We start from the raw sequence: 13,945 nt of genomic DNA on the forward strand, positions 1-13,945 counted from the left end.
TCAAAATGCGAAGAACTCAGGTTGAGCAAATCCGGTCCGCCCTGGCTCTACGAGCGGACTTCCGACCGCCGAGGCGCAACTTCGCAGATGCGCCAGAAGCAATCATTCCGGCTTCGATGTAGCGGCAGCACTGTCGCCACGCGGCAGGGTGATGATGAACTCGGTGAATGCGCCGGGCTTGGTCTCGACATCGATCCGGCCGCCATGTTGCTTGACGATAATGTCATGAGTCATCGAGAGGCCAAGTCCCGTTCCCTCTCCGGTCGGTTTAGTGGTGAAAAACGGATTGAACATCTTTTCTCGTACTTCGGGTGGAATACCCGTGCCGTTGTCTCGTATGCGAATCTCGATGGCCTCGCCGAGATTTCTGGTAGCTGCGCTGAGGACCGGCTCAAAGGTTTCATCGCCCGCCTCTGCCTTGCGCTTGGTAGCTGCGTAGAAGCCGTTTGAAATGAGATTCAGTAGCGCTCGGGTCATTTCCTGCGGATAGAGATCGAGCGCACCCGCATTCGGGTCGAGGTCATGCTTGAGGGTTATGCTGAACCCCGCCTTTTCCGCTCGCGCACCATGATAAGCAAGGCTGAGGCTCTCCTCGACGAGCCTGTTGACTTCCGCCGACCGGCGCTCGCCAGAACCCTCTCGCGAGTGCAACAGCATGTTCTTGACGATGGAGTCGGCTCGTTTGCCGTGCTGTACGACCTTTTCGAGGTTGTCATGCAACAGCCGAGTCAACTCCTCCACCTCCGTCCGCATCTTGTCCGGGAGCGCAGCATCCTTGAGCAGGTCGCTCAACTCGCCAGTCAGCTCCGCCGAAAGCGCCGAGAAATTGTTTACGAAGTTAAGCGGGTTCTTGATCTCGTGCGCAATGCCAGCGGTGAGTTGGCCCAGCGAGGCAAGTTTTTCAGTCTGCACGAGGCGGCCCTGCGCAGTGCGGAGGTTGTCGAGGGACTTTGAAAGGTCATCCGTGCGTTGGCGCAATTCCTTCAGCAGCCGCGCATTCTCAATGGCGATCACGGCTTGCTTGGCAAAATTGCTTAGCAGCTCGATCTGCTTGTCTCTGAAGAGCTGCACCTGATTGCGATAGACTGTTATCGCGCCAATGACCTCCTCGTCGCGAAGCATCGGCACAATAGCGACGGTCCGAGCTCCGCCAAGTTCAACGAGATCAATCGACGCTGGGGAGCGCTCGAGATACGCCTCCGTTGTTCGCATGTCGGCAACGTGGACCACCTGCCTCGTACTTATCGCCCTGGCCAGGGCGCTTTTCGGATGCGGGGTCAGTAGACGATCGCCTCGAGCGGCAGCAAATGCGGCCGGCACGTTGAATTGGGCCGCCGGTCTCATCGCGCCGCCTTCAACCAACAGCATCGAGCCGAACTCTGCGCCGCAGACGCGTGTTGCGCTCTCAAGCATCTTGTCGAATACCGGCGCCAGATCGCCGGGCGATGAGCTGATGGCCTGGAGCACATCAGCCGTAGCCGTCTGCTGCTGCAGGGATTCGCTCAAATCATCAGTCCGTTGGCGCAATTCATTAAGCAAGCGGGCATTCTCGATGGCAATCACGGCCTGCGCCGCAAACTGCTGCAGCAGCGTGATCTGCTTCTGCGAAAATCGCCGGTTCTCCTGGCGAAAGATGAGGACGTTACCGACGACGCGCTCGTCCTTCATTAGCGGCACTGCGAGCAGGCAGCGGGCGCCCCCCAGGTCAACTAACGCGCGGCGGTTGGGCTCTCCGCTGCGATAAGCATCAGACTCGAGCAGGTCGTTGACTTCGACGAACGGGTAGCCCCTCAACAGACGAGCGGGGGCCGTGGTCGGACCGTATTCTAAAGGCTGCCTGCGCCGGAATTCATCGTAAGCGGGCGGAAGCCCGTACGTGGCTTCCGTGTGGAAGCGAGCGCCGTCGTAAGTATTCAGCACGCCGAAATTGGCGCCGCAGAGCTGCATCGCCTTGCTTAGCATGGAATCGAAAACGGGCGCGAGATCGCCCGCCGACCGGCTGATGACACTCAGCACCTCCGAGGTTGCGGTTTGCTGCTCCAGCGACTCAGAGAGCTCCCGTGTTCGCGCCTGTACCTCCTCGAACAGCCGCACATTGCCGATGGCGATCACGGCCTGGTCGGCGAATGTCTGCAGCAGCGCAACCTGCTTGCGGCTGAATGCGACCGGTTCCAGCCGACGCAGTACGATCGCGCCGATGGCCTCGCCCTCGCGCAGCAGGGGTACGCTGAGCGTGCAGCGGTGCCCCTGTTCGCGCGACATCCGTTGTCCCTCCGGAAACTCCGCGGCCTCGGGCGCTTGAAAGTCGGACACCTGCACCGGTACCTTGTCGACCACCGAGCGTCCGACTACCCAGTCCCTGCTGATCGGACGTGGCGCTCCACCGGACCGTATCGGCCCGTGATGCGCACTGAAATGCAGATTGTCGCCAACCCGAAGCAGCACGCCGGCATCATAAGCATCGCAGAACGCGCAGGCGCTCTCGACAATGGCCTGCAGGGCGGGATTCACGTCGGTCGGCGAAGAAGCGATTACCTTCAAGACCTCGCCGGTTGCGGTCTGCTGCTTCAACGACTCGCTGAGGTCCTCGGTGCGCTGGCGCACCTCGTCAAACAGGCGCACGTTCTCGATCGCGATCACCGCCTGGTCCGCAAAGGTGGCGACGAGGTCGATCTGCTTTTGTGAGAACGCCTCGACACGTGAGCGCGCCAGCACGATGACGCCGATCGGTTCGTTCTCGCGCAACAATGGCACGCCAAGCGTGGTGCGCTGGCCTGCCAGCGAGGTCGTCTCATGCAGAGTGTATTCGGGATCGGCCGCGACATCCAGAATCTGGACCGGACGCCGCTCGAGCACGGCGCGGCCGGTCACTGTGCCGCGGTTGACGGCCAGCGGATTGTTGGTGAGGAAATCGATATAGGCCTCGGTGTAGCCCACCGCGGCTCCGGCGCGGTATTCGTCGCCCGCCCGGCGCATGATAAAGGCCATGTCGGCGCTGCACAGGATGGCCGCGGTGTTGACGAGAGTGTCCAGGACCGGCTGCAGCTCGAAGGTCGAGCGGCTGATGGTCTTGAGGACGTCGCCGACCGCGGTCTGCTGCTGCAGGGATTCGCTCAGTTCCTCGGTACGCGCTTGCACCTCATCGAACAGGCGGACATTTTCAATGGCAATGACGGCCTGGTCGGCGAAGGTCTGCACCAGCTCGATCTGCCTTGCCTCGAACGGGCCGACGGCAAATCGGAACACAGTGATGACGCCGAACGTCTGCCGCTCGCGCGTGAGCGGCACGCCGAGTGCCGCCCTGAATCCCATCAGTTTTTGCGCTTCCGAGCGCTGGAGCTCAGGATCGGCTAGGACGTCGGGTATATGCACCGTATGACCATCGACGATCGTTCGCCCGAATATCGATTCCCGGCCCGGCTTCCTCGAGTGTCTAGCGAATTGTTCGATCCATTCGGGCTTGGCGCCGAACGTGGCAGCGAGCCGAAAATCACCGTCGTCCTGATCCCGATACCTTATTGTTGCGATGTCTGCCTCGCACAATCGACAGGCAGATGAAAGCAGCGCATCCAGCACGGTCTGGAGATCGAAGGCCGAGCGGCTGATGGCCTTCAGCACGTCGGCGGTGGCCGTCTGCTGCTGCAGGGATTCGCTGAGATCATCGGTGCGCTGGCGTAATTCCCGAAGCAGCCGGGTATTCTCGATCGCAATTACCGCTTGGCTGGCGAAGTTGGTCAGCAGCTCAATCTGTTTGTCATTGAAAGAGCGCACCTCTTGGCGGTAAACAGTGATCACCCCGATCACTTCATCCTGCCGTAGCATTGGCACGACAACGATCGTTCGGGCACCAGCAAGTTCGGTCAACTCAACCGATGACGGATTGCGCTCAAGATAAGCCGGATGCTTACGCATGTCCTCAACCTGAACCACTTGCTTGCCGCGAATGGCGTCAGCGAGTGAGGTTCGCGGATGAATCCGAAAGGCCTTGTTCATTCGTGCGGCCGCAAACGAAGAAGGCGCATTGTACAGCGCCACCTGCCGCAGCATATCGCCTTCCAAAAGATTCATAGATCCAAACTCGGCCCCGCAAACGCGAGTTGCGTTCTCAAGCATCTTGTCAAACACCGGCGAAAGGTCGCCCGGGGATGAGCTGATGATCTCCAGCACTTCCGACGTCGCGGTCTGCCGTTCAAGCGCCTCTTTTGTCTCGTTGAACAGCCGCACATTCCGAATCGCGATGACGGCCTGATCGGCGAACGTTTGCAGTAGCTGCACGTGATGAGCGGAAAACGCACCGGGCTCCTTACGTGTAACGCTGATCGCTCCAACAACTCCGCTGTCGTGCTTGAGCGGCACGAGAAGCCTGCTTCGATAGCCGCGCGCCCGCGCAATTTCCCGCAGTGGGGAATGAGCGACCTCCGTGTCAGCGGCTTCCGCAATTTCGCCGCGACACATTTTTTCGTAATGAGGATTCCCCGCGATCGGATGCGGGAATGACGAGCGAAGCACCGTGTCAGCCTCTTTACTGACTGGCGTGAACGCAGCTAATTCAACCATATCTCCAATGATACGGAGCACGGTAGTCCCGTGCGCCCCGACAAGCTTGTTGGCGCTTTCCGCGATTGCGTCCAACACCGGCTGCACGTCGGACGGCGAATTAGCAATGACCTTCAATATCTCGGCCGTCGCCGCCTGCTGCTCGCGGGCGTCCTTTAGCTCGATCTCCAATGAGGTGGAAGGTTTAGACCGGGGTGGCCGTTTGGCCCAAGAGCGGGTGCGGCCCTTTGCGAAGCCGGCTTTGCGCGTCTCTCCCGCGCTCCTCTTGCCGCCCGTTTTCGCTGGCCCTGCCATTCCGCCTCCGGGGTGACGAGGCCATTTTACCGAGTGGAACTTGTTCTGGAAGGGGTGAAAGGAGCGAGAATCGCGGCTGCCGCTGATGTCCGCTTGGGTCAACGCGCCGTTTTGACCACTGGTGGGGCGCTTCCGCTTTGCCCCCGAGGCCGGACATCTCGCCGCGTCGGCATAACGGAAGCGATGGGCCAACACCGGAAGTGACAAGCCTTATTCAATCACCTCGTCCGCGCGCGCGAGAAGGGAAGCTGGGATTTCGATACCGAGCGATTTCGCTGTCTTGAGATTAACGACAAGCAGGTATTTGGTGGGTTGCTCGATAGGAAGCTCGGCCGTTTTGGCGCCCCTCAGAATTCGGTCCACATAGTGAGCCCCAATTCGAGCCAAGGCAGGAAAGTCCGGCCCGTAGGAAATCAATCCGCCCGCTCGCGCAAAGCCGGCGTCGAAGGAGATCGATGGTAAACCGGCTTGTACTGCGAGATCCGCCACACGGTTCGGAGGAAAGACTGGGTCACTAAATATGTCCAAGGCCTCGGCTCCCCGGGTTTTTGCGGCGGCAACAGCGCGAGGCACTTCCCCCACTTCGTGCACATCGATTACGTCGAGCTGAAAGCCGAGCTTGGCGGCCGCGGTTGGCGTCTCCGGAAACACCAGCCGATGCATCTCGTTTGAGGTGTTGAGGAAAACTCCCACGCGTTTGGCCTGTGGCAAAACCTCTCGAAGAATACCAAGAAACTTCCCACCAAAATCGGTCCGATCCATCGTAGCGACGCCCGTAAGGTTTCCGCCAGGACGGGCAAGACTTGACGCAAGTCCCATACCGACCGGATCGGCGACCAGAATTATTACAATTGGTATGTCGGGGGTGGCGTTCTTGGCAGCGCGGGCGGCAAAAGGAGTGAAGGCAACGATTAGATCGGGTCTCGACCGCACGAGGTCGGCCGCGAGCGCCGGAAGCTTGTCGAGGTGATAATCCGGGTCTTTCCGCTCAGTCGCAATGGTCGTGCCCTCGACCCAGCCAATCTTTTGAAGCTCGTCCGAAAACGCCTCAATATAGGGAACCTTGCAAGCAGGGACGCAAAGCATGCCGATCCGCGCCACTCTTCGCACCGATTGAGCTGTGGCTGCCGACCCGAAGAACAGCAGCACAACCAGAAGCGCGGACACTGTAACGGCAAATCGTCTCATGCGATCACCGTATCGCTGCACGGAAGGCGTTCGGTCTGCCAGGTCGAGCGTTAATAGCAGCTTCGAGACATTCCGAGCGATCACAAATGAACGCTATGGCTCACTTTCGGAAGTCTGACGTCGTAGCAGAGATGTCCAGTCTACCTCGGAAGCGTAAATCGTCAGGTGACACGGCAGGTCCGAAAAGTGCCGACCGCAGCAAACTACGCCCTCATTCGATCACCTCGTCGGCGCGGGCGAGCAGCGATGGTCGAAGTCTAGCACTTCAAAAGACGGGACGCCGACAAGCGGACCTCCGTGAGACCCAGCGCAACTTCCCAGATGGGCCATTTCCGGACTCATGCACCGCAGCAACAAGGGTTTCTGTTCGATCACCTCGTCGGCACCCGCGCACCGAGCTTATTCGGGTAACCCGGCTTTGCGAAGACCCTCGGTATACAGCTTCCAGCGTGATTGCCCGCCCCGGGCGATCCACGCAGATATTGTAAAGGCGGGATCGACTTTAAGCACATGCGCCGCCCACTCACGCGCCTCTGCGTCGCGTCCGAGATGGGCGAAAGCGGCGGCGAGACAGCGGTAAGCCGACGAATAGGGGTTCTGACGAAGGGCCTTCTTTCCAGCGACGATTGCCTCGTCAAAGCGCCGAAGCTCAATTAAGGCCACCCCCATCCCAGTAAACGGCCGGTATAGCAGCGGGTCTACCGGGCTCAAGCGGATAGCACGTTCAAAGCTGCGGACCGCTTCCTCCGGCTGAACTGCAATTGTATAGACCCAACCTCGGCCATTCCATGCGTGATGTGAATTTGGATTGAGCTTGACCGCCCGCTCTGCCATTTCGATCTCACGTTCACTATCGCTGACCATGAATGCCGAGGTTGCGGCAGCCATTGCTAACGTGTCTGGATCATCATCGTCGACGCTCAATGCATAGCGAGAAAGCCGGATTGCTTCCTCGCGCTCGAAATCAGGATCGTCAGCATAGCCAAAAAGGACGTTGTTCATGTGACAGAGACCTGCCAGAGCAGCGACAACGCCGAACCGAGGATCTAGCTCCAAAGCCCGACGAGCCAGCCTGATCGCTTCGGCCACCCCTTCACGGGTCATTGGGTAGTACTGTTGCGCGGCTCGAAGATAGAGATCATACGCGGTGAGGTTCTTCGGTCGTCGCCGCGCCGCCTCCGCAATTTCTGTTTGAAGTAATTTCGGGTGAATGGCTGAGACGACCGCAACTGTGACTTCGTCCTGAAGAACGAAAACATCAGTCAGGCCGCGCTCGAACCTGTCCACCCAAATGTGCGCGCCTGTCACCGCATCAACCAACTGCCCAGTGATGCGAACTTTGCCTGACGCCTTGCGCACCGACCCCTCAAGGACGTAGCGCACGCCAAGTCTGCGCCCGACTTCCTTAATATCGACGGCTCGACCTTTGAAGGTGAAGCTAGAATTGCGAGCGATCACGAACAACGATTTGAACCGCGAGAGCGCGGTGATGATCTCCTCAACCATTCCGTCCGCAAAATATTCCTGCTCGGGATCGCCGCTCATGTTATCGAACGGCAATACCGCGATGGAGGGCTTGTCGGGGAGCGCAAGAGCGCTCTCGGGCGCATCGCCCGGATCCGGGCCCGCAACTTCTCGCGTCTCCTGCACCTGTCCGACGAAACGGAATCCCTTGCGCGGAAACGTCTTGATGAGGCGCTGCTCCTCGCCGGTATCGCCGATGGCCGCGCGGACAGCATTCAGGCGAGTCGTAAGCGCAGCATCGGACACAATGCGACCTTTCCAAACGGCGTTGATAAGGTCGTCCTTGCTGACGACGCGCTCTCTATTTCGGATCAGGTATTCGAGCAAATCGAACACCTGTGGTGTAATGGAAACGACCTGTGCCCCGCGATGCAGTTCGCGCCGGTCGATGTCAAATGCGAATTCCTCGAAGCGATAGCGCAAGTTGCCAAACCTCTCACGGTGTCCTCCCTTCGCAGGAAGGCATCTTCGCACACCCAAAGAATAAGCCGATGGTATGAAAAATGTAAGCCGATGGTTGAGCGGGTTTTGAGCCGTGGCATCTCATCTGATGCGGCGCAGCCCGACTTCCGGTTTGGGTCAAAGGCTGACCTGGGCAGATCCGCGATGCTATTCCGCTCAGCTCTCGGAAGCGGTGCGTTGACCGCATGGCGGGTGAAGACGTGCTAGGTCGTTACCGCACGGAACAGACGCCATTTGTCGGGCACGCCTTTGAGAATGTGGCGGCCGCGCTCCTCAAACGTCAATCCGGAGCCTGCCACGAGATCGCGAACCGTCTGTGAGACCAGAACTTCACCCGGGGCAGCTAGCGCCGCCACACGTGCACCAATATGCACGGCAATGCCAACAATATCGTGAGCGACGAATTCGCACTCGCCGGTATGCAAACCGCAACGGACCTTCAGATCGAGTGGGCGCACCGCGTCGCCGATTGCGCTCGCGCAACGCACAGCGCGCGCAGGGCCATCGAACGTGGCAAGGAAACCGTCGCCGGCGGTATTGACTTCGCGGCCGCGATACTGACCGAGCACGCCCCGAGCTTTGGCATAGAACGCATCCAGCAGCACGCGCCAGGCGCCGTCGCCGAGAGCGGCCGCGCGCTCCGTCGATCCCGCAATGTCGACAAACAGCACAGTTGCAAGCACCCTGTCCGGCTCCGCTGCTTGCCGATGCCCGGTGACGAACTCTTCGACCTCATTGATAATTGCATCCTGATCGCCAACCCAGACCATATGGTCCTGACCGCTGAGCTCAATCAGTTTGGCGCAAGGAATCTGCTGCGCCATGTAGCGCGCATGCTTCACGTCAATGACGCGCTCATCGGTGCGATGCAAAATCAAGGTCGGCACACGCGTCACGGGCAGGATGTCCCTGACATCGATCTCCCGGTTCATGCGCATGATCGCCGATGCCGCGCCTGGGCTTGCCGAGGCCCTGAAGTAGGCGGCGGTTTGCTCAAGTGCCTGCTTATTGCCAGCGAGGCTAGGCGCCCACATCAGCAAACTCATCGCATCTGCCGAACCCCAATGGTGCTCAATGTCATCGAGGAAAGCGCTCCACTGCGCATCGGTCCACGCGAATGCGTAGTCAGGGGCCCACGAGCGTCGCGCATAAGTGCCACAAAGCACCAGAGCTGACGTGCGTTCGGGATACGTAGCTGCATAGAGCAGCGACATCGGACCGCCCTCGGACACGCCAAACAAGGTGGCCCGCTGAGAACCAACCTGGTCCAGCACCGCCTGCACGTCGTGCATCCGCTGTTCAAGCGTGAAGATCTGGGAACCGCGATCGGACATTCCGGTGCCGCGCTTGTCGAACGTGATGACCCGCGCAAACGTTGCAAGCTTGCGGAAAAAGGAAGCGCGTGCCGGCGATTGCCAGAGCGCTTCGACATTGGAGACAAAACCTGGGACGAACAGCAGGTCGCGCGGACCGTCGCCCATCACCTGATAGGCAATATGGACGTCGTCACTTTTGACATAGTGAGTGGCCGGGATGTCAGCCATGGTGGCCTACTGCGTGACAAACCGCGCGGCGCGAGTGTCGCACCTCATTCCGCGTCAGGCTAGCGAAATTCGGTGGAGAATTTGGCTGCCGCCCACCCGTAAGTACCGGCGCGACTGGGGGAACCCAGGGTGACGCCAGGTGCGGCCGCGATGTGCGTTTCGGGTCAAACGCGACCGGTCCGGCCGATCTTGCTCACCCTTTGATGTCGGCTTCGTCCCGAAAGCTACCGAGTTGGTGCGGCGATGCAATGTGACACGATGGGCCAATTCCGGAAGTGGACTGTGCCTACTCGATCACCGCGTCGGCACAGTCGAGAAAGGATGCCGGAATCTCGATGCCGAGCAATTTCGCTGTCTTTAAGATTGTTGGTAAGCAAGCATTTGGTGGGCTGCTCCGGTCATTGAAAGTTTGCGGTTCACGGGTCAGGTCAACCACGCATCATAAGATGATCAGAACGAGAGTCGCCCCCGGCTTGGGTCCTCGTTGATTGAGCAGGCGCCGCGCTCAGCTCCCACCAATAGGCTGTCGGGCATAAACGCTTCCACTACTCTGCACAGGACCGGGGCGGCGCCCCACGGCAGGGGGCGTCGCCCGACTGCTATCAGATCGTCACGCGGCTGCCGTCGAAGCGCGTGAAGGAAAAGCCGTCGAAAGGTTCGCGGAGGGTCATGCGCTCGTCCCGCAGCATGCCGATAGCCACTTCTTCGCCGATCGCCATTGAGGCGGAGGCGTCGGAACGCCAGTGGATGCCCGCCCAATTCCGTCCGAAACCGTAATTCGCCGCGAGCTTGTTCAACTCTCCACCCACCGTGAGCGGCGGCCCGTTATAGGGCACCAGTTTCGTCGGGTCGGCCGGATCGGGCTGCACCGGGTTGGCGATGACGCGGCTCTCGTCGAAAAATGCCTTCAATAGGGTAGCTGCGACGGCACCAACGCTCGTGGCACCGCCGGGATAGCTGGAATGGAAGGGTGCGGCCTCCGGATAGGTTTGTGACAAAAGATAGGTGCCGTATCTGCCTTTGCTGCGATCGAGGGCTTCCGATCTCAGGAAGTTATCGTGCAACGGGTAGTCGCTCACGCCATTGGCGAGGCGATGGTGGGCCAGACCGCCATAGGCTTCCGGTCGTACAGCCCGGTGCACGAAATACTTCTGCCAGTAGGACACGCGGGCGGAGTTATTGATCCCCATAGCGACTAGTGCCTGCAGATAGGGCAACCCGAAGGTGGCAGCTCCAGGGTTTTGGGTTTTCGATTTTCGATACGGGTTCGATGGGTAGGACGCGGGCTCGGCCGGTGGATACATCCCGGAGTAGCGTTGGTCCGTCCCACCGCCGGGTGTTGCAAGGAGCAGTGCTGCCGCCCACCCAAATGCAGGACCACTGTGGACATACTCGGCGAGATCTCTTCCTGTCGCTACGTATCGCGGTGTCGTGTCGAACTGCAGCCTGCGTTTCGGTGGAGTGCCATTCTGGATCGCCAGCCACTCCTCATATTCGGTCAGGAATTCGTTGGCGGGCGACGGGGTGCGAATTTGAGCACTGACCCACTGTGCGGCGTTGGGCACGTCCCGGAGCAGGAATTGCGAGATCAGCGGGCCGTCCAAAACACCCAGAGGCGTGACGGAGCGACCCTTCGGGTCAGTCGGGTCGAAGTAAAGCGCATTGGCACGGAACAGCGTCCCGGGTGTGACCCGACCACCAGACTTCGGCCCGCGGAAATCCGCAAGCTTGTTGATTTCCTCGGTCGCTGCAAGCACGTCGCGGTTGGAGGTGTCGTCGCGCAACTCGGTAAGCGGAACATCACGAAGCAGGGATTGCCAGTATACCTCGACCGCCTCGCCGCCGCGCTCCGCACTTGCAAGGGCCGGCGCCGGCGGTAGCGCAATCTGAGTAGGGTTCATGCCGCTCAGGCTGACGGCCAGCGTGCCTACCGGATTGACCAGTTTGCGCGTGCCGCCGAGCGGGATTTTCTCGAAATCAGCGGGATCGCCCGACTGGCAAGCAATATAGAAAGCCTGCCAAGCAGCTTGTTCCACTTCGCCGCGTTTGTCGTGCGGCAGGCCCCGCGTATCGGAACCGATCTTGTTGGTGTAGCGCGCCTCATCGCCATTCGCCGGGTGGGGCGGGATGGGAATTTTCTCGTTATTGCTCGCGCAGGCCGCTCGGACTTCGAAGGCGCGGCGCTTGAACGCCGCGTCGAGCGGTCGCGCCTCCATGCCCACGCCCACGGTCTGCGCCGCGGCCGGGGCTACTCCGGACATACCCGGCGGAGACGCAAGCACGGCGGCGCCAACTGCGATGCCGGCCCCGCCGAGGAGCGAGCGGCGAGTGACCGCCGTGGTCTGCAGGGTCGGCAGGGTCGGCGATGCCAGGTCATATACAGTCGAAATAGTGGGGTGGTCAGCCATGGAGATCTCCTTCCTCGCAGGCACGCTCTGGGGCCCGCGCTTCAGATTCAAAGCATCCGGGCGCGCCTTGCGCGCACCCGCGTTGGAATGCGAATGCTGAAGGACCGGCGAAAAAGGAAGTCGGTTTTTCGAGTGCAATGCTGCCGATGGCACGACTGCTGTCCGTTCAGTCCCGCGAGGAATTCGGCATTCCCGCCTGCGACGACAGCTATTTAAAGAGTACACGATCTCGTGCGTCCGGAAAAGACGCCTGAATCTTTGGACGACTTCCGCTTAGGATCAAAAGCCGACCGTTGGAGAGCCCAGGAGCTTGTTCTGCAACGGGGCCACTTCCAGACATCGCCGATGGGTATAAGATCAGCCGCCACCCGGAGAACGACAAGTGGCCCGAATAACTTCCTTGGTATGCATCCTAACGACTCTCATAATCCTTGTGGTCGCCACTCCACGACGGGCTCTGGCAACACCAGAAGCGTCTGCATGCGGGTACCTCGCTGGTCTCATCGATAAGGCACCGCCAGGGCCGTTGTTCTTGCCCAGCTATCCGACCGTGAACTCGGGGCCTCTGCATGGCGCCGCATGCCTCTATGACAATGCGGTGGCCGCCATCGCATTGGTCGGTTGCGGTGAGCAAGACAAAGCACGTCGCATCGGCGCGGCGATTCTCTGGGCCATCGACAACGACCGGAGCTGGCATGATGGACGGCTGCGGAACGCCTACGGTGAAGACCGAGATGGTGTGTGGACCGAAGGGACAAGCCAAATGGCTCTCTTGCTGAAATTGCTCGGCAGGACTGCGGAGGCAAAATCGTTGGTCGCTGTCATCGAATCCCAGAGGTCGCCGGATGGCGGGTTCTATGCCACAAGTGTCCGAGCGCTACCGACCGGGTTCATGCTGGATACCGATCCGGCCAAGCCACGACTCTATTTCCGATTGCCACATCTTGGCGCTGCTTCGTGGGCTGCTCTTGCAGAACGCGGGTTCAATCCCTTTACGGCGACCAAAGGACTTCCGTAGTTGAACCGCAGTGGCGCCCGTCCAGCTCCGAATTGGATCAAAAGCTCCGTTTTGACCAGCGGTCGGGAGCGTCCGGTTTCCCCCGTCTCCGGACAACTCACCGCTACGCCCTAATGGAAGCAATGGGCCAATGGTTGCCCTTCGGGTTAGAAGCGCTGACTCATTTCCAACCACCTTTACCTCCGGCGCGCGACTTTTTGCCTCATCGCCTGAACTTTGGGATCAGTGCGCTGAACAAAGAGGGATATCCGACGGGAGTTGAGATTCCCGCAAGGTTCACATCGGTAGCGGATACGTTTGTATGAGTCGCCATGCGGCTCGCAATGCGAACTGACGACGCACTTTGTGCGCAAGAGCCCCAGATCCGAGTCATCCAGAGGTATCGCTGCCTTTCCAGGAAAGGAGGAGACCTCATGCAACTCAAGCAAACCGCAATCCGCATGTTTGCCGCCGCGTGTCTCACCTGGACCACGTCAGTTTTGGCTCAGCCAACCGAACCTCAGGACCCGAGAATCAAGGCGGCCATGGACCTCTTGGTGTCGATCGCGGCCCAGCTTGGTCCGCCAAGGGTCGAAGGTACTGAACCCGTTGCAGGCAAGGAGGTACCTGTCATTTATTTTGGTTCGGCAAAGATGAACAATAGTTTCGACCTGGTCGACGAGGTCGTGAGGAAAGCGCAGGGCACGGCCACAATTTTCGTCAGAAGCGGTGACGAGTATGTTCGGGTCGCGACTAACGTGAAGAAAGATGATGGCTCCCGAGCGATCGGAACTATTTTGGATCCCAAGGGCAAGGCGATCGAGTCCATCAGGAAGGGCGACGCTTTCTATGGCGAGGTCGACATCCTCGGCAAGCCCTACGTCACAGGCTACAAGCCTATCCGGGATGCCTCGCAAAACGTGGTCGGCATCTACTACGTCGGCTATCTGAAATAGATCGCCTCTGCGGTC

At 59.9% G+C, this 13,945-nt stretch carries 7 protein-coding genes; 2 read left to right on the forward strand and 5 right to left on the reverse strand.

Annotated elements, in window-relative coordinates:
* Positions 1–102: 102 nt before the first annotated feature.
* From ACNJYA_RS30240 to ACNJYA_RS30260, 5 genes are all read right to left on the reverse strand, one after another.
* On the reverse strand, positions 103–4,851 hold the full coding sequence (locus tag ACNJYA_RS30240) for a GAF domain-containing protein (protein WP_439364162.1): 4,749 nt from the start codon (positions 4,849–4,851) through the stop codon (positions 103–105).
* A gap of 210 nt (positions 4,852–5,061) precedes the next feature.
* Entirely contained in the window at positions 5,062–6,039 is a 978-nt protein-coding gene (locus ACNJYA_RS30245; RefSeq protein ID WP_212254389.1) for an ABC transporter substrate-binding protein, read from the reverse strand.
* 399 nt (positions 6,040–6,438) lie between these two features.
* Positions 6,439–7,986 (reverse strand): winged helix-turn-helix domain-containing tetratricopeptide repeat protein, encoded by a 1,548-nt coding sequence (locus ACNJYA_RS30250; RefSeq protein ID WP_212254388.1) that lies wholly within the window; start codon positions 7,984–7,986, stop codon positions 6,439–6,441.
* Between the two features lie 242 nt (positions 7,987–8,228).
* On the reverse strand, positions 8,229–9,569 hold the full coding sequence (locus ACNJYA_RS30255) for an adenylate/guanylate cyclase domain-containing protein (protein ID WP_036046399.1): 1,341 nt from the start codon (positions 9,567–9,569) through the stop codon (positions 8,229–8,231).
* A gap of 602 nt (positions 9,570–10,171) precedes the next feature.
* Complete coding sequence (locus ACNJYA_RS30260) at positions 10,172–11,977, reverse strand: vanadium-dependent haloperoxidase (protein ID WP_212254387.1); 1,806 nt, start codon at positions 11,975–11,977, stop codon at positions 10,172–10,174.
* 598 nt (positions 11,978–12,575) lie between these two features.
* On the opposite strand from ACNJYA_RS30260, the gene ACNJYA_RS30265 reads away from it, so the two are divergent.
* Together ACNJYA_RS30265 and ACNJYA_RS30270 are read left to right on the forward strand one after the other, a co-directional pair.
* Positions 12,576–12,995 (forward strand): hypothetical protein, encoded by a 420-nt coding sequence (locus tag ACNJYA_RS30265; protein ID WP_349628373.1) that lies wholly within the window; start codon positions 12,576–12,578, stop codon positions 12,993–12,995.
* A 413-nt stretch (positions 12,996–13,408) separates the two neighbouring features.
* Positions 13,409–13,930: a Cache 3/Cache 2 fusion domain-containing protein gene (locus ACNJYA_RS30270; protein WP_246570592.1), complete on the forward strand. Its 522-nt coding sequence runs from the start codon at positions 13,409–13,411 to the stop codon at positions 13,928–13,930.
* Positions 13,931–13,945: the final 15 nt, after the last annotated feature.

It is taken from the genome of Bradyrhizobium sp. BLXBL-01, assembly GCF_051853025.1.
Lineage (GTDB): Bacteria > Pseudomonadota > Alphaproteobacteria > Rhizobiales > Xanthobacteraceae > Bradyrhizobium.